Raw genomic sequence first — 23,732 nt, forward strand, 5'->3', positions numbered from 1 at the left:
TTATGCAACCAGTCACATTCCTTGAGGCACTTCGGTTTGCTCACAGTAAAAAAATCGTGCTGCCTGATGAGTTTTATTCAATGGATCTAAAGACCCGGCAGATGGCAACTACGGTTAGTTTTCTATCGAGTCTTGAGCAAATTGAGACGGTCATTAAGGCAGTGAATAAATCCATTGCTGACGGCGGTACTTTTAAAGATTTTCAGAAGCTCATTGAAGAATCTGAAATCATTCTGCCAAAGCACTACCTGGACAATGTATTTCGTACCAACATCCAGAGTGCGTACGGTCATGGGCGGTGGCAACAACAGCAACGAAATAAGGCTAAGCGCTCGTACCTAATGTACTCAGCGATCAATGATAGTCGAGTGCGTCCTGCTCATTTAGCTTTGAATCGTATCGTACTGCCGATTGATCATCCATTCTGGCTAACACATTATCCTCCAACGGGTTTCCGTTGTAGATGCACGTGCGTAGCTTTAACAGAGAAGCAGGCATTGAAATACGGCATTACACCTGATGATCAGTTGCCTGAAATTGCCGAGGCTTTGGATTGGAGTTCTCACCCATTGCAGTTTGGTGAACTAGAATCGCTGGTGGATAAAAAGATCAGTGCTTCGAGTCTGGATAAGGAATATCTCCTCGAGCAGAAAGAAGTCATTAAGGCTGAATGGATGGCAAGTAAAAAGCTCACCAGTCTGTTTGCTCCGATGGATGATAAGACTCGGGACCTGTTTGATACGGTAGCCAATACGGTAATTCCACTTGATCCAAGTATTCGGCCAAGTGCGATCCGTACCTTTCTGGATTATGTGCAAGGAAATGATGCTGCAATAAGTAGCTACTTAAACTCCGCTACAAGCTCACTGGCTGATGATGTCCTTAAACGCTGGCTTAGTACCGATATGGCAGCAATTCAGGCTGTGGCAAGTAATACGGCTTCAACCGTAGTGGGTGCTGCGACACTTAATCAAGTAGCGGCTTATCAGGTGGGGCAGACAGTTCAATTGAATGCGCCGTTGCTGATGGCTGATACAGCTTCAGATATCGTGATTAAGATTGAAAATGCCAAAGGGCTGGGCATTGATCTGGATATGTTAAATGCTGGTAACGGCGTTCTCATGCCGATGGGGCTATCTTTTGAGGTGGTTTCGATTGAAGCGGTGGAAGGGCAGATGGTTTATACACTCAAGCCCTTGTTGAACTAATTTAAAAATGAATATTACCGCCTTCTGGGCGGTTTTTTTATGGAGCATGAAAAATGCCAGATCCAAATGAAGAACGGCTGAAGTATTTATTTAATGCCTCTGCGATTGAGGTACCCAAAGCCGAGGAAGGGCAGAAACGGAAATTTAAAGGCACTGCTTATGCTGGTGGTCGTGTAGATGGTCACTGGTATTGGGGACGCTCTGGCGTGGTCTTTGATCTTGATGGAATTGAGATTGATAAGCCGACAGCCTTACTTGAAGAACACTTCGGCTCAAGTCGAATTGGTGTCGTTCAAACCGTGGATACAAACGGAAAGATTGATGTATCAGGTGATTTCCTTACAAACGCCAAAGCACAGGAAATTGTCCAGGACTCTGATGATGGTTTCCCGTTCCAGATGTCGATGATGATTGATCCGGGATCGATTGAAGAAGTGTCTCAAGGCAAGACAGTCACTGTGAATGGTCAATCCTTTGAAGGCCCGATCACAATCTTCCGTCAAAACCGTATTCGTGAATTTACAATCTGCTCGACCGGTGCTGATCGCAACACATCAATCAAAGCCTTCTCGGGCAAAGCAAACCCAAACCCAACCAAAGAGGACACAGACGTGACCGAATTAGAAAAAGCACAACAGGCCAAAGAGCAAGCAGAACGTGAGCGTGATGATGCCCTGACTGAACTTAAGCAATTCAAAGCGCAAAAGCGTGCTGATGATATTGCTGCTTTAGAAACTGAACTGAAGACACAGTTTAGTGCGGAAGATAAAACCGCTTATACCAATATGGATGATTCAGTTTTTAGCTTTACTGCTAAGCAGCTTCGTCAATTCTCAGCAGGTACTACTCAGCAGCCACCAGCTGGACAACAGCAACAACAAACACCAGGTGTAAATCCGGCATTTGCTCACTTATTCACTCATCAGGCAAACCCAGGGCAAGGTGGTCAGTCAAATCACAATGACACTCACAAATTCACTTCTGGTGCACAAGCATTTGCAGAACAAAAGGGGAAATAATTCATGGCTATTCATTATGTACCGCCTATTTCGGTCACTTCAAAACGGCTGATCCTGGACAATGAAAAATTACGTCGTGCTAATGCCAAGGTGCCAACCGCCACAGCATTTAAATACGGCGATCTTTTAACACTGTCAGATGCCAATGTGGTGGCCCATGCCACTGATGAAAAAACATGGGATGTGATCTGTGGTCAGGATGTATCAGCTGCAGAAGCCACAATCAAGGCCGCTGATGGGATCGAAATCCCAGTGTATTACGGCGGCGTATTTAATGTCGAAGCTGTATCGGTAAATGGAACCTTGCTTACAACTGCTCAATATGACGCAGCACGTGCACAGGCAACTAAAAACAAAATCGAACTTTCTAAGGTGTAAAACAACATGCCACAGTCTTTTAATATTGAAGGTGCTCCACTTGAACTTCTTGATGTGGGCGAGCTTGCACTGATCCACTCAAATTACCGTCCAATGGATACCTGGCTTTTAGACAAGCTTTTCCCAAATCGCCCGTTATTCACCCGTGATGATGTGCCTTTGGCTGAAGTGTCTGCCGAACATGATCTGGCGCCGCTGGTATCTCCGCAACAGCCTGGTAAGCCATTTGATACTACTCAATCTGGTGAAGTACGCCATGTTAAACCGGCTTACTACAAGCCAAAGAACCAAGTCACTCCGGCTGAAACTTTTGAAATTGCCTTGCTGGAACGTTTACGTACTGCAGGTATCATCTCAACTGGTAACCAGCGACTATCTGAGCAAGAGCAAATGATCATTGCTCAAATCTCGGTAATGAAGCGTAACCATGATGCAATTGATAACTCAGTCCTGATGATGGCGATTGATTTACTGAAAAACGGTAAATATGCACTTCATTCTGATGATTATGAATACAACCTGGTGGATTACCGTCGTGATGCATCTTTGACATTTACGCCGTTAACCAAGTGGAATGAAGCAGGTGCCAAGCCGGTAACGGATATTCGCACCATGCTTGAACGTCAATTGGCTGCTGATGGTGGTGAGACTAAGCTGTCTATTATGTCTGGCTTGGTTTGGGCAGCTCTCTGGAACAATGAAGAGTTTAAGAAAGAGTTCATCACGCCGTATGCTGGTATTTCTGTTCCAGTGAATCCAAGTTTTGGTGTTAAGGAATCAGCGACCTTCAAAGGTACTTTTGATGGAATCGAATTCTGGGTATATGACGCAACCTACCGCAACAAGGGCAAGGTGAATCGTTTTATTCCTAAGGATTACTTCTCTTTGATCTCTGATACTAATGGTTCAGTTGCTCACTGTAAGATTAAAAACATGTTGGCCAACGGCGTTGCTCAGCAATACTTTGACCGCCAGTGGTATTGTGAAGATCCAAGCGGCATCATGCTAATGACTGAATCTGCTCCACTGGTTGTGCCGTCTAACAAGAATGGTGTCGTCGGTGGTACTGGCTTTATCACCCTATAAGGAGCAAGACATGCCGAAGTACACAGCAAAACAATCCATCGGGCATTTTATGCCAGGTGATGAAATCAAAGGGCTTGAAGCTAAACAACTTCAGGCCCTTTTAGCATCTGGGGCTATTGAAGAATATCAAGAGCCGGAAGAGCCAGAAGCAGACAATACCGCTGCACGTTTGGCTGAACTTGAAAAGGCCAATGCTGAACTAATAGCAGCAAATAAAACCCTAACCGAAGCGAATCAGACAGCAGCTGCTGACAAGGATAAGGCTGATCAAGAAGTTGCTGAGCTAAAGGCTAAAGTGGCTGAACTTGAAAAGGTGAAACCTGCAGCTAAGCCTAAGGCGGATACCAAGCCAGCGGATGAAACCAAGTAGGTGATCTATGTATGCGACTGAAGCAGATTTGGTCGTACGATTTGGTGATGAGATTGAAAATCTAAAAACGATGCTTCCTTCTCAGTCCTCAGTAACTGATGCAATTCAGGATGCAACAGAGGAAATCAACGGTCACATCGGCGGCCGTTATCCTTTGCCGCTTCCCAATGTGCCAAGTAATTTAAAGCGTATGGCGTGTGACATTGCACGCTATCGTCTTTACTTTCAGCAACCCACCGAAGAGGTGCGTCAACGTTATGAAGATGCAATCGCATTCTTAAAACGTGTTGCTGACAACAAGGCACATTTGCAGATTCAGTTACCGGAAACAAGCCAGATCGTGGATGACCAACCTAAGGGGCGACCTTCGACAGCGCCAGTCGGTACTTCGTATACCGGTGGTGTATTTGGTGATGCCACTTTAGACATGATGCCCAGCATGAAGTGAGGTGTTTATGGCTTTCGCAATAACCATTCAAGCTGATAGTTCACCTATTGAAGCAGTGCTGAACCAATTAGGTAGCTTCGATTCGCTGAAGAGTCAGTTGTTTGATGAGATTGGTGCTGGGCTTGTAGACAGTGTTCAACATCGATTTCTAACCGGTACTGATGTGAATGGTAACCCGTGGAAGATTTCATGGCGTGCACGTATGCAGGGTGGCGAGACGCTACGTGATACTGGCCGCTTAATGAATTCCTACACACATAATGTTCTTTCAAGCGGTGTGGAGGTGGGTACAGATGTTGCGTACGCACCACATCTGCATTACGGCGCAACCATCCTACCCAAGAATGGCCAATACATCACTTTTGCAGTGGGTAGCCAATATCGGAAAGTTAAGCAATCCATTATTCCACCTCGGACTCAACTCGGCCTTGATGCTGAAGATGAAGTTATGGTTTTGGATATTGTCGGGAGTTTTATAGATGAGCACCTTCTTCGCGGTGCGTGATGAGATTGCAGAAAAGCTGAAAGAAATTCCAGAATTTCTAAAGATCTATACGCCGTTGAATTCAGTCAGCGTAACAGAGATGTCGCAGGTCACGCCGTCGGCACATGTCAATTTTGTCCGTATAGATAAAAAGGCAAGTGCAGGTCGTGGAAGCATCAACCAGATCGGCCAGCAATGGGCGGTTACGGTGGCGTGTCGCAATGCTCAATCTCAAATGACCGATGGACGTGCTGTAAGTGATGAAGCGGGGCTTTTGACTGAGAAGGTGATTCAACTGCTTTCCGGTTGGCAGCCTCAAGCATCACGTACTGCACTGGATTTCATATCGGTTCGGGATGGGTATAGTCCGGGCTTTGCATACATCACCATAATTTTTGAATCACAAAAATTCATTTAGGAGCCAATCATGGCGAAACAATACAAGGCAACTCAGCCTGTCGGTCGCTTCAAAAAGGGCGATGTAGTCGGTGGGCTAAGTGATGCTCAGATTAAAAAATTAGCTGCAGATGGCATCATTCAGGAAGTACCTGAAGTAAAAACTGCTGCTCCAGCCAAGAAAACCACAGGGGATGAAAAATAATGGCTAAACCAGATTTAATCTCACTTCAAGGTGAGTTTTTCGCAGCTTTAATCACAAATGATGTTGCAGGCCCATATTTAACAATGGGCAATACCCCTAGTATGCAAATTGCAATTTCTTCTGAAACTACGGATCATTACACTGCAAAGGATGGCACCCGAGCAAAGGATGCTATTTTGCGTAAAGCGACAGGTGTTACGTTGAGTGGAACACTGGAAGAAGTGAAAAAGCAAAATAAGGATATTATTTTTAGTGGAGAAACACTTACTACTACGGTTACTCCAATTGCTAGTCAGTCACTTGGTACAGTGCGTGCAGGCGAAATGATCAATTTAGGTCATCGAAACTTAAGTGAAGTCACCTTTAAATCTGGTAGTACTACGATTGAAGCTTCTACGTACACACTTGACTCAGTATTTGGGACGGTTGAATTCAATGAAGCACCTGCTGAACCTGTTTCATGGTCAGGAAGTGCTGGTATCGTAGAGCGCACAGCTTTAGCCACTCATATGGGCCGAGAATATGCGCTGCTATTTAAAGGCGTTGATACATATTCGGGCGACAAGCTTTCCGTTGAATTATGGCGAGTACAGTTTTCGCCAGAAACAGAGTTTGATTTGATTAATGAAGACTTTGCTTCATTTGATGTAGAAGGTGAATGCCTAGCAGACTCTTCAAAAGCAAGTGATCCTCAAGCTGGACCGTTTGGCTGTATTGATCGTTTTAAAGTTTCATCTTAAATAAGGCTAAACCCAAGCAGGCACAAAGAACTCCGCGGCGCTATGCGTCTTTTTTTGTGCCTGCCTTATAGTAATAAGTCTTAAAACATTTAAGATGAAACTTAATAAATAGTAAAAAATAAAGATTATGTAATCTTTTGTTATTCTAATTTTCATCTGATGGGGATATAAAAGATATTCAGTTCATGTTAAGAATAAAACTGCTATGACTAAAATAGAAATATTTGTCTCCATCCTAGCCGTAATAATTATTTCTACTTTTATTTATCTTGTATGTCAGTAAGTTAGTAAGCTAAGAACCGCCTTTGGGGCGGTTTTTTGATAAGTGGAAGTTTCACCTGGATATATAGGGTCAATTTTAAAAAGACTTAAAATAGTAAAACATAACTTTACAAATCCACTCTCCCTAGGCTTTAGATAAGATTGAAAATTAATGTAAAGTGTCGCCCTTAATACATGGGGATATTATGAAAAATTTAAGCTTATTCTTTTTTATTGTGATTTTAGCTGGGTGTGGACACAAGGAATCTAGTGGTCAGCATCTTGATTTAGAAACAAGCAAAAAGGAACAGCTTGAATTTGCAAAAGAAGCTACAAAAGAATTCATTCCCAATCCTGATTCAGCTAAGTTCCGCAATCAAATAGGAGAGTGTGGAGAGGTAAGCTATAGGGACAAAGATAACAAATACACTGCTTTCCAACGCTTTGTTGTGATTGAAAAAAATATAGTGCTTGTAGAAAATCAGACGGATCAAAAGCAATTTGAGTTGTCATGGAAGAGTGCTTGTACGCCAAGCTGGAAGTAATTAAAAAGCCCTTTAATTAAGGGCTTTCTTTTATTCACCAGATGACTCGGATTTTTGGTCCTTACCATCTGCATATTCTAAAGCAACCTGTTGTGCTTCAGCTGCAGCAGTGGCTTCTATTGGAATCGAGTCAGCTGCGATAGCTACGGTACCAGTAAATCCCATTAAACCTAAGATTAGAATTTTCGAATACTTTTTCATTTGAATTTCCTCTACGTTTCTAAGACTTAATTTCAGTGTAGAGAATGATTTAAATCGTGGATGTAGCAGCTATGTCGGGATATGTAAGATATTCAAGGCTAGAGTTAGAAGGATCTAGTTTTGCGTAAGAATGCTTTTCTGATGAAATTATTTTGTAGATTTGATTAACGAAATGTTAGTAATTTTCACAACATAGACGAGTCCTAGACTAAATCTTTAATAGAAAGCACCCGAAGGTGCTTTTTTAATGCCTAAACTTTAACTCGAGACCCGTCATGAATGATTTTTTCCTAGCAACGAATCGCAGTATCAAAGTTAATGACATTGAAGTGCGTCAGATCCAGATGAAAGACTTTGACACCTGGGCAATGCATGCTGAAGTATTAAAGAACTTTATCAAAGACCAGAATCATTCAGATGAGATTTTGACAGATCTACTCAAAGCCCATGCTGTACAAGTCATTTCAACAATGGCATGTGTGACAGATTTAAACCAAGAATCACTGGTAAAGTTCGCCGTAGATGAACAGGGGTTTAAGGGCTTATTGAAAGCAATACTCTTGGTCAATCAGGCTTACTTTAAATATGAAAAGCCAAAGCGTGGGATCAAAAAGAAAGATGACTCTACCTGGTTTGATTCATTCCAGTTTCTGGTATCAATGGGCCATCAGCATAGCGAGATCATGCAAATGACCTACGGTGCATTTCAAGGCTATATCAAAGCAGCAAATAAGCTGTATAAGCAGCGGATCTTCAATAACGCTATTGCTGGACGTGTAGCTCAATCCGATAAAAAAGGCTTTGAATCATTCAAGAAAGAAATGGTTTCTGATTGATCAAGTAGCACCCTAAAGTTATGATGCGTAAATAACTATTTAGGGGGTTAGTGTGAAAAAATTATTATTAGCTTTATGTTTGGTGTCGGGGTTCGCGTATGCAGATAAAACAACCACTAGCATCCGTACACCATCTGGGGATCTAGTAAAGATCGGGGATAGCCATCAGGCGCTTAAGGATAAACTTGAAGTAAGTAAACCAAGATTTTACGTTCTAGAAGATGGGCGACTTTACTGTGCAGCTACCGAATATGTAAAACAGGTAGATTTACAGGAATATACCGTCATTTTATGTCGAGATAGAATTGTGAAAATTCTTTGGCGTAATCTTTAAGCGAGGCAACAGATGAATTATTTTATAGGTATTATACTGGGTCTCTTAGTTCAAAACTCTTTCGCTTCTCAAGTTTACACTTGTACTGTAAACGGAAAAACGGTCTATCAGGGGAAACCTTGTGCAGGAAAAGAGTCGCATAATCAAGTTCAGCAAGCTCAAGCTAAGATCAAGGGGCAACAGGCTACAGCAGAAAAAGAGAAAGCGGAATGGGCTGCTCGAAAAGAGCCACGTGTTGGAATGACTAAAGCTGAAGCTGAAAAATCAACGTGGGGTTATCCGGATAAGATCAACACAACCACTACGACAAATAATGTATTTGAGCAGTGGATATATAGAACACCATATTCAGGCTCAAAGTACTTACACTTTACAAATGGAAAGATAACTTCAGTTTCCAACTAAGCCACCTTCGGGTGGTTTTTTAATACCTAATTTCACCCGCCACTGCGGGTTTTTTATTGCCTAAAATTTGAGGTCAGTATGTCTGGTAAAAATTTAACATTCAAATTAGTCATGGATGCTGACACCAAGGGCTTTGATGCTGGCACCAAAGCATCTAAAGATAATTGGGAGTCATTCATTTCTCTTTTGAAAAAGGAAGCGGATGGACTTAAAGCGGCCTCCGTAGAAACAGGAAAAGAGGTTGGTAAAATTGTTCCTGATGATCTTCAAAAGAAGGCTGATCAGGCTAAAGGCAAGCTAGGTGAGGTATCTCAAGCTGCTGGCGAGCTGCAGGGTCAAGCTGTTCAGACAGCTGGCAAGATTGACGGTTTAGGTAATGAGCTTCAAGACACAGCTAACAAGGCTAATAAGGCCGGCTTTGAAATCGGTGGTGCCATTCCTGGTGATGCTGTTCAACTTGCAGAAATGCTGGGTAATAAGTTCTTCTCTGCTGCAAAAGAAATTGAATCTCTGGGCGATAAGTCGACTATCAGCGCTGGTGAACTCCGTGCAATGTCGAGTGCTGGTGAACAGGGCCTTAATGAGCTGAATTTAGCTCTTAAAGCTGCTCAGGCAGAACTGGTTCGACTGCAAAGCACTGATGGTACTCTGCAAGATATTGAAATTGCCAAACAGCGTGTTCTGAGTATTCAAGACGCCATCAATGAAGCCTCCAGTGCCTTCAATTATTATCAAGGTGTAGCGATCAATGCCATGAAGGGCGTGGATGGTGCTACTCAATCAGCTATTAACCAGGTACAACGTTTTAGCGCCGTAGATCTAACCGGGGTAGTAGGTGAAGCACAGACTGCTACCCGTGCAATTGAAAGTATGGGTGACGGCGCAAGTCTTAGCACCAAAGAAATTGAGCGTATTGGCAGTATTGGCACCAATAGTATTAATGCCTTAGAGCGTGAATTACTGACAGCAAGAAATGCATTTTCAGCATTAGAAAAAAGCAGTGAAGCTGTAACACTTAATGAGATTAAGGCAGCTGGTGACAAGGTCAAAGGCCTCGAGCAAGCAGTAGATCTAACCAAATCAGCTTTTTCAGAATTTAATGTAAAAGCCACTACTGCAATGCAGAATGTCACTACCAGTACAGATAAGGCATCCGGTAGTGCTAAGCAAGCTGGCCATGCGATTTATGATGCACTAGGTATCAAGCCGCCTACAGTAGTAGATGATGCTATTGCAGCTCTTACAAAGAAGCTGGAGGATTTTAAAGCTAATAGCAAATTGCCGGCTGAAGAAGTAGAGCGTGTAACCAAGATCACCGAACAGCAAATCGAAAAGCTTAAAAGTGAACTGAATGGTGTTGAGCCAGCTGCTCAAAAGGCAAATTCCGGAGTTTCTACCCTCTCTAAAGGCATGGATGGGGCTAAGTTTGCTGTAACTGCACTGGTGGGGGCATTAGCTACAATTGGCGTTGGTTTAGGGCTTCGAGAGCTTGCTCAGGCAGCAGACTCTTACACCAACCTTTCAGCTCGAATTAATATCGCAACCAGTGATGGTGGTAACTTCCAGCAAGCAATGGCTGGTGTGCACCAAGTCGCATTGATGACTAATTCAAGCCTTGATGCTACTGCGGGCTTATTCACGAAAGTGAATGATGTGGGCAAACAGATGGGGATGACCCAGCAGCAAAGTCTGGATCTGGTTAAAACCATTAATATGGCTATTCAGACCGGCGGCGGATCTGCTCAAGCAAGCGAAGCAGCAATTGTTCAGCTGACACAGGCGCTGCAATCAGGCGTTTTACGTGGTGATGAATTTAACTCCATCATGGAGCAGGCTCCTGGCATCTCTAAAGCACTAGCCCAGTCACTTGGCGTAACTACCGGTGAACTCCGCAAGATGGCTGAAAACGGCGAACTGTCAGCCGAGAAAGTTATTAAAGCCCTACAAAACCAATCAGCAGCAATTGAAGCTGATTATGCTAGGTTCCCAACCACTATCGGCAATGCCTTAGCCAGAATAGCAACACAATGGCAAATCCTGATTGGTGAGATGGATCAAGCTAATGGGTCAAGTGCCGCCGTAGCGAATGCCCTGTTAATCATCGCTGATAATCTTGGAATTTTAAAAGTATTCTTTGATGATGTGGCTGAAGGTGTTGGGTGGTTTCAGGATAAATTATCTGAGATTGATCCATCTACAATTGAGGCAATTAGAAGTACTTTATCTGCTGTCTACGACACGATTAAAAATGTCATATCCAGTATGGCTGGAATCGCTGAAACCGCTTGGAGTGCTTTCACATCTACCTTGGATGCAATCGCCCCGCTATTTAACGCAATTATGGGTGGCAAGGAAGAGGTTAGTGGATTAACCACCCTGTTCAATGTCTTTAAGGTTGCACTGGGTGTTGTTTCTGATGCTGCTACAGGACTAAATATTGGGCTTAAATTACTACTTGCAGGTATTCAGTTTATCGCTGGTGGTATTTACTCATTAAATGCTGCGGTATTGGATTTTCTGGGTTTTGACAACCTTGCTACTCAAGCTCAGAACGCTTCAGATGCACTGTTCAGACAGGCCGAAAAGAATGGACGGGAAGCCAATAGGCTTGCACTTGAAAGCAAGTCTGCCACTCAAGAGGCAATCAAGGACATACGTCAAACAGAAAACGAAGCAAATGAGGAGCGTATTACTGACAGCCGAAAAACTCTGGATGAATTAAGGATTCAAGAGGAGAAGCATAAGGCTGATTACATGGCTATCAGTGATGAGCGTGTTCAACTAGAGCAGCAACTTTATGAGGCGCGTAAGACTGGTAATCAGGCAGCAATTGATCAGGCCGTAAAAGGTCTAGCTGAATTAGATGTCAAGGAAAAAGCATATCAGGCTGAAAGTCAGAAAATCACAGATGCTAAAATTCAGGCTGCACAGATTGTTGCAAATGCAATGATTCAGTCAGCTGATGCTGCTGGCATGGCACAGTTGAAAGTTTTGAATGCACAGCTGGCTGCTCAGGGCTTACAAGGTGAATTCGATAGCACTGGTAAAGTTGTTGTTAAAGCGATGCAAGATGCGGCTATCGCCACAGATGGTCAAGTTAATGCGACAGACCAAGCCCGTAAAGCTGCTGCTGCACTTGGTATTGATTTAGATATCTCGCTCAACCGAGTTTCTTCAAAATTCAAAGAAACAGAAGGTCAGCTGGATAACTTTACAAATGGCCTTGAGGAGCTAGGCGTTGAGGGTAAGCAAGCTGGTGATGTGACATATCAGGCCTGGCTTAAATGGCTGGAAACAGCGAAAAGCCAAGCTGAAATCGACTATGCAAAAGCCAAGCTTCAGGAATTTGGTACTCAAGGTCAGATTTCAACATCTCAGGTTGAGCAAGGCTTAATTGCTATCAAAATGCAGGCTCAAGGACTACCAGATGATATTGACCCTGTCACAGAAGCTTTCAGGCGTCTTGGTATTGAGACTAAGGAAAACCTAAAGCTTTCAGCTCAACAGGCTTTGATGGATTACATCACGATCCGGGATAGCGGTAAGGCAACTGCTGAAGGTGTTCAAAAGGCTTATGAAAAAGCTGCTCAGTCTGCTGCTGCATCTGGTGATGCTGGTGTCATTGCTGCAACTAATGCCGCTAATGCAGGGCGAAATCTTGAGATTCAAATTGATGACACAGGTGTTGCCGCCGTCAAATCCATGGATGAATGGGAAAAAGCGAATCACCGTGTCAGAGACTCTGCGCGTGGTATCGGTGATGGCTTCCGTCATGCCGGTCAAGTGGCACGCGAGGAAGCCAAAACATCTGCTGAAGCTTGGGCTGATGCAGTGACTAAGGCCAAAGGCGAATTTGATAAGGCCATGAAGCAGCAAAGCAAATCGCTTGGCAGTTTGGATAACTATGATTCTTATAACAAGAATGATGTTATCTCTATGCTGAAATCTCAAGGTTATGACGATAAAGATGCCAAAAAACTTGCTGGTAATATCTGGTCACAAGCCATGGAGGCGGATCGTGATGCCAAGATGGCCAGTTATGGCAATAGCGGTGTAGGTGGTCTAGATACGCTCATGAGACAGATGTATGACGATGCAGCGGCTAAGGGAATTACTACGCAACATGGTACTAACAAGATCAATGAATTGCTTCGATCTATTAATGTAGCCTCTACAGGTTCCAGCAGCCTGAATGACTACGCGCCGTCCATTCCTTCTGTGCCATCAACTAAAGACTATGGCAAGGGTGGTGATAGTGTGAATTACAACATTCAATTCGGAGGTCAAACCCTATCCCTTACAGGCGATGCAAGCCAAAAGGATGTGATGACCAGTCTGGTAAACCAATTAAAAGGTATAGCGAAATCAACATGAAACTCATTCGCTTAGCAACATCCGAAACCGTCCCATTAGAGGACGGTTTTTTATGGCCTGATGAATTCTCATGGAAGGCTATTGAGCAGAGTCAGGCTTATGCCATGGATGGCTCTCTAGTCATCCAGGAGGGCAAAAAGAAGTCGGGTCGACCAATTACCTTGCAACCGGCAGATCCACAGATGGGTTGGATCAGGTTGCGTGAACTGCGGACTGTTTTGGAGTGGTCAAAACTGCAAGATGAAAATTTCAGACTGCAGTTTGAGCAACCACATGATAGCCGGCAATTCACCGTCAAATTTAACCACCAGGATGGGGCCTTAGAGGCCGCACCGGTGAAAGGAATTCCAGCAGTATCACTGGATGATTATTTTAATGTGACCTTGCGCTTTACGGAGTTGAACGATGGCGATTGAAACCAAGGATTTAGTGATCTACAAGTCTGAACGCTTGACTGATAACTCTGATGGCGGTGGTAAGTATTCCGGTGTTGTGGTTCAGGATGGCATCAGTAATAACCTGTTTAATGATGTGTCTGAGATGGATCGCACTATGGGCGATGTATCCATGCGCAAGGTCTTTCCAGCGGTCACGACTGAAGACACTGATCTATTGATGGGTGCAACAGTCTTTGTATCTGAACTGCCTGCGGATCCAAACGTATCAGCACTGCTATTTAGTACCAAGAACTGGACGGATGAACGCCAGTCTGCTCAAAACCGGGTGGAAAACTATTTAGCCAAAGGCGGTCAGATTGCCGGCACCCCACTGGATACCCATTGGCAGGGCATGTCATCACTGCAAGTGGCCATGTTTCCGCAAGAAACTGAGTCGTCAGTAGGTGACACGATTGTTCTGATTAGTGATGAAGGTAAGGCCTTAGAGCGTGAGCAGTATGTGCGTATTACCAAGGTTGAAACCCGTACTGCAATCATGGTCATCAATGGTAAAAATGTTGAATACAAGGTTGCCACGTATTCCTTGAATGATGCTCTTGAGGTTGACTTTGTCGGATTATCAGCGCGTCAGTGGTACAACGGTGAAAAATCCAAAACCATCATCCGCGATACCATTGTTGCGGATACTGGTCTGTATTACTCATCGACTGCGTTGGCTTCTGAAGCCAATGTGGGTGAATTCACGGTAAATGCCAAAAGTATCTTTGCTCAACTCATCCCATCTGCCCAGACTGAAACCCCGATCATTGATGTGAACGCTGCCGGTGAAAGTGTGGTGCTGGTCGCAGGCAATGAAGGCACCATTACTGTTAATTATCCAAATATGGTGATTGGTGTCAGCCAAAACCTGTATATCGGCTCTGCGGTTATTCCATCAAGTGTAGCTTTCACATTACAAGGCCAGCAGATTACCGATCAGGGTGGATTATTAAAGAATACCCAAGGCACGCAAGTCGGTACGATTGATTATCAGCGCGGCTTAATCCAATGGACTGCAGCAGCACCAGCCGGTACTGCAAATTTGAGTATTACGTTCAAGCCAGCCGCTGCACCGAATCAGTATTACCAAAGCCATGCAATTCCAGTGACTCAGAATAACCAGAGCACCAACTGGACTGGAGTTTTAATTCCGATTCCGGCCCCAGGTGCACTTTCGATTTCATATATGTCACAGGGCAAGTTCTATGAACTTAAAGATGATGGATCGGGCCAATTAAAAGCTTCAAGTTCGTCTTTTGGTTCAGGCATGATCAACTATGAAACTGGATCATGGTTACTCACTACCGGTGCTTTGCCTGATGTGGATACACCGATCCTGCTGAACTGGGGCACACCGATTATCACCTTCGTACGATCAAATTTAAGTGTAGAAAAAGCTGCCTTTGATTTTGATTTAGGTCGGCCGGGTGTATTACCGGGCATCACCATTAACTGGATGCTTGAAGGTGAGGCCAAAACGGCAACATCCAATGCTCAGGGTAAGTTTACTGGTGATGCTACAGGTGAAATTAACTATGCAACCGGTACCGGCAAGATTATTCCAAACAAGCTGCCACAGAAAGGCACAATTTTTTCGGTGATCTATAACTATGGATCCTCACTTGAACAAACCAAGATGGATGTTACGCCTGCAAATCAAAAGCTGACCTTTACCATTGGTACAGGACCAGCAATTCAACCAAATAGTGTTGAGTTAAAAATTCCACTTCAAAGCAGTGATGGGATTACAGGGTCTGTAACTCTGACAGATGTGCCGGTGAATGCAACTATGGGTAATCTGGTGAATAGCCGCGGTCAAGTGCAAGGCACCATTATCTATACCACTGGCGCAGTTGAAGTCACACCAAAGAGTACAGCAAGCAGATTTGTGCAAACCTTTACACCTATGGCTACCTATGCGGCTGCCTAGCGAGGAAATATGTCTTTTTATTCTCCACAAACATCAGACATTCAGGGTCAGCAGGTTGAACTAAAAGCCCTTAATACTGTTGATGTTCAAGTTAAATATCGTGATACCTCCGGCTCCAATTCAGCAACCCACACAGTGACGGCAAACAAGCTCAAGCTGGATTTATCTTCTGGTTTTGATGAGCAGATTTTGACAGGTTCAGCGCGCTTTAAGGTCGGTGCTGATACTTTCCTAGACCGTACTGGCTTACTGTATCGCAATGTGAATCCGGCCAATAACAGCGGGGTTCAGTCAGGTGTCATTCAATACGGCACCGGGATTGTTGAAATCGATTCCTGGACTCCGAATGCCGATAACACGATTACTCTAGAATCCTTGACCACTACCACCGACCTGTTACCGGTCAATAAAATCAGTTTCAGAACCCCAATCATGCCGATCCGACCACAATCATTAACTGTGGTTTTAGCATCAATTGAATTTGGGCAGCTAACTTTAACTGCTGATGAAAACGGTGTGATTGAAACCAGCCGGGCACATGGTCAGGTCAATTGGGATAATGGCTTTGTCACGATTTACTTTTATACCAAAACCAAAATCACCGAAACCAACCGAGCAGACATTGAAGCGAATGACTGGTATGACCCATTACTGGAATATCAGGAAGGCTTAGACGCTTATATCAATGTCCCGGTCTGGGTGGATGCTTCATCGGTACGCTATAACGCTGTGGCTTATACCTACATTCCGCTTGATTCAGAAATTTTAGGCCTATCTGCTACTCGATTACCAATTGATGGTCGAGTGCCGATATTTCGAGTTGGTGGTATTGGTATTGTCAGCTCAAGCAAGGCGCAGGAATTGCCAAGCGCGATTGCAGGAACCACCTATGATCTGAATGATCAGCGCATTTCATGGGCAGAACTTGAGGATACTCACGGAACGAAAGTCGCTTTCGATTTGTACACAGTTGATTATGATTATGGCCGTGTGACATTGGGCGGCGACTTCGTACTGGGTAATCTGGTTGCACCACTGACAATGAAATACCGTTATCAGGATATGGGCCTGATTCGTGACGTACAGATTAACGGTCAGCTGACATTTACCAAACCTTTAACCCATAACTATGATGCGGTGGATACCATCGTGGGTTCTGCTTTGGTTATTGGGGATATGCAGGCACGTTACACACGCAAGTTTGTGCAAGGCTCATGGAATGGTACGTGGGCTGATGAGCCTGTGGGTGCCACAATTCCAGCCAATTACAATGATGCATTGTATCCGATTCAAATCACAAACAAGGGTGCTATTCAGGAGCGCTGGTATATCCAGTTTACCGACACGCAATCATTCCGCTGTATCGGTGAATACTCTGGCCAGATTGGCACGGGTGCCATCAGTGCAGACTATGCGCCAATTAACCCTGTCACCAGTGTGCCTTACTTCACCATTAAAAAAGAAGGCTGGGGCAGTGGCTGGGCCAATGGCAACGTTTTGCGTTTTAATACAGTGGCTGCAAACTTCCCGGTCTGGGTGATTCGAACTGTGAAGCAATCCGAACCATCTGTCATTTCAGATCAATTCCAGATCATGCTACGTGGTGATATTGACCGCGTTGTTTAAAATTTAAATCAAATATGACCGCTATATGCGGTCTTTTTTTATGGAAAAATTATGGTTGCTGAAACTCAAGTACAATATATTTGCGAAGAAAACTTAAATGCACCAACACTACCCAACACATGGGGCTCATTGATTGAAATTCTTGACACTGCGTTAGTAAATGGTTTGAATTTACCAGCTATTAATACAGTAGTAATTGACGGCTCGGTGATTTTAATTAACTTCACTACACCGCATCAGCTTAAAATGTTTCAGATTGTGAGTTTGAGTGGTTTCGTGCCTGCTGAATTAAATAAAAAGTGGCGCATCATTGGCGTGCCATCGCCACAACAAATCGCAATTGATCGACTTGATTCGATTAACGCGATTACAACGGTTGGGCAAGCTAGACTGCCGCCGCTAGGCTACGAAAAAACATTTTCTGCAACAGGCAAAGGTGTATATCGAAACGCAAATAAAGATGCTGAACACCGACCATTTTTACGAGTAGATGCAACATTGCCAGCAGGCTGGACTTCAACATATGCCAAATTTGCACGTGTTGCACTTATGACAAGTTGCGTAGGTATCGATGATATAGCATCACGGTATCAATTACCTTTCGATGCCGACAATCCTGAAAAAAACTGGACTGTAACGGGTTCAGGGTCGTCAGCAACGCTATGTTGGTCAAAATGGTTGTGGTGTGGGCTGCTTAAAGTAGCAGGGTCGCCGAACTTTAATTTTGCTGATGGTGGAAGTGCTGGTAATCGAAAATGGATGATAGTTGGTGATGAAAATGCATTTTATTTAGTAGTGCAAGATCAGCTTGGAAAAACCACTCCAAACAATCAAAGTGTTTACGGTTTTGGTGTATACAATTCAACCGATAATACAGTGCAATACCCATACTTTTTAGCAAGCAATGCTATCCAGGGGGTTGTTAGTACCACCTATGACTCAGCGATGATTGCAAATTCAATGCCATTTTGTGGATCTTATGAGCAAGATGGGTCTTGGAATTATCGAGACTGTACAAACATTTACACACTATCAAACACTGGAGCAACAGTATCAGCAAACACATATTTTGCTAAACATATTTCAGCAGGTGTTTCAGGCAACGTGACAGCACCACACTATATTCAAGTTAGTGGTCAGCTAAAGGGCGAGATTCCACATATTTACATTCCTTATTCTGATTTTGGCACAACATACAACAACACTAAGCTTATAAATGACGCAATGTTTATCACAACCCCTGTATTTTATCGACAAGACAAGGTCATTCCGAGTTGGGGTCAGTATAACAAGACAATTGGCTTGCCGTTTTACCTAGGAGGGCTTTAAATGTTTATTAACGGTTATGCGGTTTACTCAAACATCACGCAAGTAGCAGGCCTATTAAACTGCTATACACGTGTGGCAGGCGAAACTCGCAAAATGGGCGTAGTAAAATCAAATGTAAAAGTGGTGTTATGCGATCAAAACGGTGTTTATCAGCGATCCGTGCGTTCAGATCGAGATGCGCGATATTCTTTCACGGGCTGTGCTAAAAACACACAATACACAATTATTGCTTTTGATCCTGAACGCGACTTTAATGCTGTTATTCAAGCGAACGTGGTGGCAAAATGAGTCGATCCTCAATTAAATCAAAGCTTGCTATGGCGCAAGCTTTAGCAGTATTTATGGATAGTGGCGCATTGAGCGCCACGATTGTTTTTTATGAGGGTGTACAACCAGCTACACCTGAAACCACAACCAACCCAAGTAATGCACTTGTCACATGCACATTCCCGGAGCCTTGTATTAAAGAAACCACACCCAACTATGTAGAGCTTCATCCGACCGACACAGCCACCGTCATTAAAACCGGGACCGCCACCTGGGCACGAATCTACAACGGCGCAGGTGAAGTAGCTGCAGATTTAGCTGTGGGAACCGACATGGCTCTGGCGAATACCAATCTGGTCGTGGGTGGTACCTTATCTATCCAATCGATAAAACTCAGACCTTAATTTAAAAAGGGTGCTCATGTGGATTTTAAAAATAAGCTCGGCACCGTTGATGCTCACAACCTAAACCTGAACTTTAAGCCTGATAATACTGACAGCCATAGCATCATTCTGAATTTTGAGCACTTGGCTGATGGCTCTACCAATCTCAATTTTGGCGATGATGTTACGGCTGTAATTGATACAGTACTTGATACCGGATTTTCATTTGAAATAACAGCAGTCTATGCAGACAGTGGTGCAAATACCGCAGTCATAGACACGGTACTTGATACTAAATTTAGTTTTGATGTAGTTGCTGTATTCAGTGAAAATACTGATGTTATTGGTCAGATTGATACGGTTTTAGACACCAGCTTTAGTTTTGATGTAGTTGCTGTATTCAGTGAAAATCTTTGCACAATTGATACCGTTTTAGATACTGAATTTCAATTTGAGGTTAAAGCGTTATTCGATATCAATCATCTGGTCGGTGTGTCTTTAGGTTTAGGGCTGCAGTACCAGAAAGCGATTGCAGCCTTAAGTACCACAGAAATACCATGGTCTAAGCCAATATTAAGAGTCTCGAATGAGGCTCTTTTTTATGATCAGGGCCTGGTGATTTCCAATCAGGCAGATATCCGGTATGAGCAGGCAGGAACATTAACCCGGGCGATTAGATCCACTCATGAGCAAGCAACCGGTTTAAGTTCTGATGCATACATGATCTGGGAAGAGGGAGATAAACGCTTTATTCATCAGCGCTATTTGCATGAAGAAACCATCAAACTGCGTCATAACCGAGAAACTGTCTGGCAAGAAATGATCCGTAGGCGCAAGACGTTTACTTATTCACATGACGTGGCTCAGGTATTTGAGCACCGCTTTTCATTTGAGTGGGATAAAAGCCTGGAGATTATCACCAGGTCAGATTTGCCTTGGAATAAAGCCAAAGCGATTCATTATCGCAAGCATCCGGTTTTACCTTGGCCAAGGCCTGAACCTCAGCCATATCAGGGTAGTACAGATTTAAACTTTATCTGTCTCTGTCATGACGTTGATTCACATGATGTTGTTTTAAATTTTGGTGCAGATGACTGTATTCCAGCACTGCCGAATAGGAATTGGTGGTATATCGTGAATACATTAACAGCCGAACGATTGGATACCGGCGAGAAGATTAAGGTCATGGATGGTACCTATAGTACCAGTCGGTCTCAATGGTGCTGGACCTATTCCATCACTGTTGCTCACACGGAAAAAGATAAGCTTCAGCCGATTGATGGGCAGCCCGTGATTCTTAAAGTTATGATCAATGGATTTGAGCATCATGTCTTACTTGAAGATCCAGAGGAAACCCGACGTTTTGCCAGTATTCTTTACACTTACCCGGGTCGAAGTGTCACTGCCTTGAACTCAGATAAATACGGGCCGACACGTTCATTTATTCAGGACAATGAGCGCACCTCTGTTCAACTGGTGCAAGCTGAACTTGATCGAGCTCAATCTAATACGACTTTGGACTGGAAGCTGATTGATGAACTGGGGTGGATTGTACCGATTGAAAGCCTGAGTTATGCCGAGCTTGCTCCAATTGATGCAATCAAACAGGTCGTTGATGCAGGCGGTGGTTTTATCTATAGCCAGAAAGCAGGAAATACGCTGACTATCTTGCCCCGGTATCAGAAAGGCTATTGGGATGCATTGACGGTGGATGATTACGACATTCTGTTATCTGAAAGCCTGGTGATGCAGCAGAACATTAAGCAGAACGATGAATACATTGCTGACTTTAATGCCATTACTGTGGTGAATAGCCGTAGCGGTGAAAGTCTGAAAGTACAGCAGCGTGGTACTTCGGGTGATATACCGTTAGAGGCGGTCACAGGGCCATTATTTAATGCGGTATCGGGTGCGAGTTATGGCAAAAATGAACTGGTCAAAGCCAATATTCAGGAATTGCATACTTTCTCTGATATTCCGGTCAGTCAGGAAATTGGCGAAATGCTACCTGGTAAAACGATTGCATTTAGTGGCCAGTGGTGGGGTGTGATTGATTCGGTATCAGGCAGCTTTTCACATGAAAAGGTCAATGAAACCATTACTGTGGAGCGTATCAGTCGTGACGAATCCCTTATTTGAATTGCGAAAATTGCTTAATCCAACCCATGCTGAATACATTGGCACCATTACTTCAGTGAAGCATCCGGAATACCGGGTGCAGATCGACGGTGGATCCGGTCCAGTGCTTTGCACATCCGGCACAGCCTATAACTTGGGTGTCCGAGTATTCATCTCAAATCAGGTAATTTTAAGGCCAGCACCCACTGGCCAGCACTCAGAAATAGAAGTCTAAATTTAACCAAATAACGGCACCTTTTTAGGTGCTTTTTTATTGCCAAAAAATAGGGGTATGTATGACTAAAGGGGATGTATATGGACTTTCTTAGTCAAGTATTGGAAAGCATAAAGAACCATTCACACATCCTTTTTACAGGTGTGCTGGGTGCAACTTTTGGCTTTCTATTAAGTAAGGAGCCCACCCGGGATCGCTGGATAGGATTCTTTGCAGGCTTCATTTTATGTGTGGTCTTTGCTAAACCAGCAAGTTTATTTCTTGCTAGCGGTAACTACCCAGAACTATTTGGATTCATTCTGGGCGCTGCTGGTAAAAGTACAGCTGAAGCATTGCTGAGTTTGGCTCGATCAAGAGTTCTTGGTTTAGTCAAAAAGGAGAATGAAGATGCTGCTAATCATAAGTAAGACGGCATTGGTATTGTTTATATTTTCGTTTGCAATCATGGCATTTCATCCAAAAATCCAGCTCCCAAAACACATCGATTTTCTATTGGTGTTGTCGATCCTTTTTGGAGCCGCACTTTTTGTTAAAGATGAGTATTCGCCAAGTCCGGCCGGAACCCTTTTTTACACTACAGTAAGTATTTTATTCGCACTATTTACCCGACAACTCTATATTTGGGGTAAGGGTGGTGCACGTCCTAAATTTTTTAATACGGATAAAGATGGTGACAACCCATGAAACATATTTTTGATTTCTTGCGAAAGATTAGCGGCGGCAAACTCACCCAGAAACAGGTTGATGCTGCTGACAAACTGATTGCAACTGCTTACGATGATGTCACCAGTATGCTGGGTATCGCTACGGATGAAATGAGCATCAGCCCAAGTGGTATTGATCTGATCCGTAATTTTGAAAGCCTACGGCTCAATGCCTACGATGATGGCGTGGGGGTATGGACCATTGGTTATGGCACCACAAAATACCTAAATGGTATTCGTGTCAAAAAAGGGGATACCTGCACACTGGAACAAGCCAAAAGCTACATGCAACATGACTTGAAAAAATTCGAGCAAACCGTCAATAGCGCAGTCAATGTTCCGATCAATCAGAATCAGTTTGATGCCTTGGTTTCATTGGCCTATAACATTGGACCTACCGCATTTGAAGAATCCACTTTGGTCAAAAGGCTGAATGAGAAAAATTATAAGGCGGCAGCTGATCAATTTGGCTTATGGGTAAATGCTCGTGGCAAACGCCTGCAAGGTCTGGTGAATCGCAGGAAAATTGAAATGGAGTTATTTTTAAAATGACTCTAAATCTATTATGGAAATATAAACACTGGATCGCAATTGCGGTCTTTTTCTTTTTATGGCTAGGGCAAGTTGCTTACACCAATCACTTAAGCGGAAAGCTGCGCAAGGCTGGTGAGCAGTGCACGATAAAAATTCAGAAAATAGAGCAAAACCATCTCAAAGCTCTAACCCATAAACAAAATCAAATTAACCAGATGAGTGCGGATTATGAAGCAGCAAAATCAGAGCAGCACGTGCAAGTCGAAACAGTTACGCGTGAAGTGCAAAAGATCATTGATCGTCCTGTGTATCTCAACCATTGCTTTGATGATGATGGCCTGCAGCAACTCAACTCACTTATCACCAGTGGTGCCAGTAAACCTCCTTGAGTCTTGCCCTGATTTGCAAAAACTGGAATCAGGGCAGGGTAAGGTTGTTTTGGTCTGGTCTATTGATACAGTAGCTAAATATAGCGACTGCAAAGCGCGTCATGCTGCTATTGTGAAAGTTCTTAAATAAGACTGAATAACTCACTAGAGAACAATATTCTAATAAAATAGATAAATGCCCTCAAATGAGGGCTTTATTTTTTACTTTAATAAATAATTCCTCAATAATAAAAATAAGGGTCTTGATTATTTCTAGCCACTTTATTGCACTCTTTACACCTAATACTCTCTATAGAATAGAGTCCACGAGTTTGCTTACCTTCGGCAGCAGCAATAAGATAAAAGTGCTGAGTATCGTTAAAACTATAGTCATCCCATGCTCCACAAACAGAACACTTAATAATTTTTCTATCGCAGTAAATGTGCGGCTTTTCCATTATATTTCCTCATTATTAAAAAATTTCTAAATTCTTCTATAAATATAAAGCTC

General features: G+C 43.4%; 28 protein-coding genes. 27 read left to right on the plus strand and 1 reads right to left on the minus strand.

All coding sequences use genetic code 11. From position 1 onward, the window contains the following. The first annotated feature begins 2 nt into the window (after positions 1-2). The 11 genes from F995_RS08540 to F995_RS08585 all read left to right on the plus strand — a co-directional run bounded on the left by F995_RS08540 (position 3) and on the right by F995_RS08585 (position 7,140). Entirely contained in the window at positions 3-1,208 is a 1,206-nt protein-coding gene (locus F995_RS08540) for a phage head morphogenesis protein (RefSeq protein WP_004646443.1), read from the plus strand. Between the two features lie 53 nt (positions 1,209-1,261). Beyond that, the gene (locus F995_RS08545; protein WP_004646445.1) at positions 1,262-2,227 is read left to right on the plus strand and encodes a hypothetical protein; all 966 of its coding nucleotides are present in this window, start codon (positions 1,262-1,264) and stop codon (positions 2,225-2,227) included. 3 nt (positions 2,228-2,230) lie between these two features. Continuing rightward, positions 2,231-2,605: a hypothetical protein gene (locus F995_RS08550; RefSeq protein ID WP_004646446.1), complete on the plus strand. Its 375-nt coding sequence runs from the start codon at positions 2,231-2,233 to the stop codon at positions 2,603-2,605. Between the two features lie 6 nt (positions 2,606-2,611). Then, complete coding sequence (locus F995_RS08555) at positions 2,612-3,691, plus strand: major capsid protein (RefSeq protein WP_004646447.1); 1,080 nt, start codon at positions 2,612-2,614, stop codon at positions 3,689-3,691. Positions 3,692-3,701: 10 nt separating this feature from the next. Continuing rightward, entirely contained in the window at positions 3,702-4,061 is a 360-nt protein-coding gene (locus tag F995_RS08560) for a hypothetical protein (RefSeq protein ID WP_004646448.1), read from the plus strand. A 7-nt stretch (positions 4,062-4,068) separates the two neighbouring features. Next, complete coding sequence (locus F995_RS08565) at positions 4,069-4,509, plus strand: gp436 family protein (protein WP_004646449.1); 441 nt, start codon at positions 4,069-4,071, stop codon at positions 4,507-4,509. Between the two features lie 7 nt (positions 4,510-4,516). Further along, complete coding sequence (locus tag F995_RS08570) at positions 4,517-5,014, plus strand: phage virion morphogenesis protein (protein WP_004646450.1); 498 nt, start codon at positions 4,517-4,519, stop codon at positions 5,012-5,014. Continuing rightward, positions 4,989-5,411 carry a phage tail terminator protein gene (locus tag F995_RS08575; protein ID WP_004646451.1) on the plus strand — a complete coding sequence of 141 codons (423 nt, stop codon included), beginning with the start codon at positions 4,989-4,991 and terminating at the stop codon, positions 5,409-5,411. Before F995_RS08570 ends, F995_RS08575 begins: the two co-directional genes overlap by 26 nt. Before the next feature lie 9 nt (positions 5,412-5,420). After that, complete coding sequence (locus F995_RS16795; RefSeq protein WP_004646453.1) at positions 5,421-5,594, plus strand: hypothetical protein; 174 nt, start codon at positions 5,421-5,423, stop codon at positions 5,592-5,594. Further along, complete coding sequence (locus F995_RS08580) at positions 5,594-6,334, plus strand: phage tail tube protein (RefSeq protein ID WP_004646454.1); 741 nt, start codon at positions 5,594-5,596, stop codon at positions 6,332-6,334. Before F995_RS16795 ends, F995_RS08580 begins: the two co-directional genes overlap by 1 nt. Before the next feature lie 467 nt (positions 6,335-6,801). After that, complete coding sequence (locus F995_RS08585) at positions 6,802-7,140, plus strand: hypothetical protein (RefSeq protein ID WP_004646455.1); 339 nt, start codon at positions 6,802-6,804, stop codon at positions 7,138-7,140. Between the two features lie 30 nt (positions 7,141-7,170). Here F995_RS08585 and F995_RS16800 read toward each other — a convergent pair whose 3' ends face one another. Next, entirely contained in the window at positions 7,171-7,341 is a 171-nt protein-coding gene (locus F995_RS16800; protein ID WP_004646456.1) for a hypothetical protein, read from the minus strand. A 275-nt stretch (positions 7,342-7,616) separates the two neighbouring features. On the opposite strand from F995_RS16800, the gene F995_RS08590 reads away from it, so the two are divergent. From F995_RS08590 to F995_RS08660, 16 genes are all read left to right on the plus strand, one after another. Further along, positions 7,617-8,177, plus strand: coding sequence for a hypothetical protein (locus F995_RS08590; protein WP_004646457.1), 561 nt, complete (start codon positions 7,617-7,619; stop codon positions 8,175-8,177). A gap of 52 nt (positions 8,178-8,229) precedes the next feature. After that, complete coding sequence (locus F995_RS08595) at positions 8,230-8,511, plus strand: hypothetical protein (RefSeq protein WP_004646458.1); 282 nt, start codon at positions 8,230-8,232, stop codon at positions 8,509-8,511. A gap of 12 nt (positions 8,512-8,523) precedes the next feature. Next, a complete protein-coding gene (locus F995_RS08600) occupies positions 8,524-8,916 on the plus strand; it encodes a DUF4124 domain-containing protein (RefSeq protein WP_004646460.1) in 393 nt (130 codons plus the stop codon). 78 nt (positions 8,917-8,994) lie between these two features. Beyond that, positions 8,995-13,290, plus strand: coding sequence for a tape measure protein (locus tag F995_RS08605; RefSeq protein WP_004646461.1), 4,296 nt, complete (start codon positions 8,995-8,997; stop codon positions 13,288-13,290). After that, entirely contained in the window at positions 13,287-13,706 is a 420-nt protein-coding gene (locus F995_RS08610; protein WP_004646462.1) for a hypothetical protein, read from the plus strand. The genes F995_RS08605 and F995_RS08610 overlap by 4 nt, the downstream gene beginning before the upstream one ends. Next, on the plus strand, positions 13,696-15,657 hold the full coding sequence (locus tag F995_RS08615) for a hypothetical protein (RefSeq protein ID WP_004646463.1): 1,962 nt from the start codon (positions 13,696-13,698) through the stop codon (positions 15,655-15,657). Before F995_RS08610 ends, F995_RS08615 begins: the two co-directional genes overlap by 11 nt. Positions 15,658-15,666: 9 nt before the next feature. After that, entirely contained in the window at positions 15,667-17,283 is a 1,617-nt protein-coding gene (locus F995_RS08620) for a hypothetical protein (RefSeq protein WP_004646464.1), read from the plus strand. 51 nt (positions 17,284-17,334) lie between these two features. Beyond that, positions 17,335-18,612, plus strand: coding sequence for a hypothetical protein (locus tag F995_RS08625; protein ID WP_004646465.1), 1,278 nt, complete (start codon positions 17,335-17,337; stop codon positions 18,610-18,612). Beyond that, positions 18,613-18,900, plus strand: coding sequence for a hypothetical protein (locus F995_RS08630; RefSeq protein ID WP_004646466.1), 288 nt, complete (start codon positions 18,613-18,615; stop codon positions 18,898-18,900). Beyond that, a complete protein-coding gene (locus F995_RS08635) occupies positions 18,897-19,283 on the plus strand; it encodes a hypothetical protein (RefSeq protein ID WP_004646467.1) in 387 nt (128 codons plus the stop codon). Before F995_RS08630 ends, F995_RS08635 begins: the two co-directional genes overlap by 4 nt. An 18-nt stretch (positions 19,284-19,301) precedes the next feature. Beyond that, positions 19,302-21,401 (plus strand): hypothetical protein, encoded by a 2,100-nt coding sequence (locus F995_RS08640; RefSeq protein WP_004646468.1) that lies wholly within the window; start codon positions 19,302-19,304, stop codon positions 21,399-21,401. Continuing rightward, a complete protein-coding gene (locus tag F995_RS16330; protein ID WP_080591861.1) occupies positions 21,382-21,615 on the plus strand; it encodes a hypothetical protein in 234 nt (77 codons plus the stop codon). Before F995_RS08640 ends, F995_RS16330 begins: the two co-directional genes overlap by 20 nt. An 80-nt stretch (positions 21,616-21,695) precedes the next feature. Further along, complete coding sequence (locus tag F995_RS08645) at positions 21,696-22,022, plus strand: hypothetical protein (protein ID WP_004646469.1); 327 nt, start codon at positions 21,696-21,698, stop codon at positions 22,020-22,022. Beyond that, positions 22,003-22,299: a hypothetical protein gene (locus F995_RS08650; protein WP_004646471.1), complete on the plus strand. Its 297-nt coding sequence runs from the start codon at positions 22,003-22,005 to the stop codon at positions 22,297-22,299. The genes F995_RS08645 and F995_RS08650 overlap by 20 nt, the downstream gene beginning before the upstream one ends. Further along, positions 22,296-22,871, plus strand: coding sequence for a lysozyme (locus F995_RS08655; RefSeq protein ID WP_004646472.1), 576 nt, complete (start codon positions 22,296-22,298; stop codon positions 22,869-22,871). The genes F995_RS08650 and F995_RS08655 overlap by 4 nt, the downstream gene beginning before the upstream one ends. Further along, a complete protein-coding gene (locus F995_RS08660) occupies positions 22,868-23,242 on the plus strand; it encodes a hypothetical protein (RefSeq protein ID WP_004279637.1) in 375 nt (124 codons plus the stop codon). Before F995_RS08655 ends, F995_RS08660 begins: the two co-directional genes overlap by 4 nt. Positions 23,243-23,732: the final 490 nt, after the last annotated feature.

This window comes from Acinetobacter sp. CIP A162 (assembly GCF_000367905.1).
In the GTDB taxonomy this organism is placed as follows: domain Bacteria; phylum Pseudomonadota; class Gammaproteobacteria; order Pseudomonadales; family Moraxellaceae; genus Acinetobacter; species Acinetobacter lwoffii.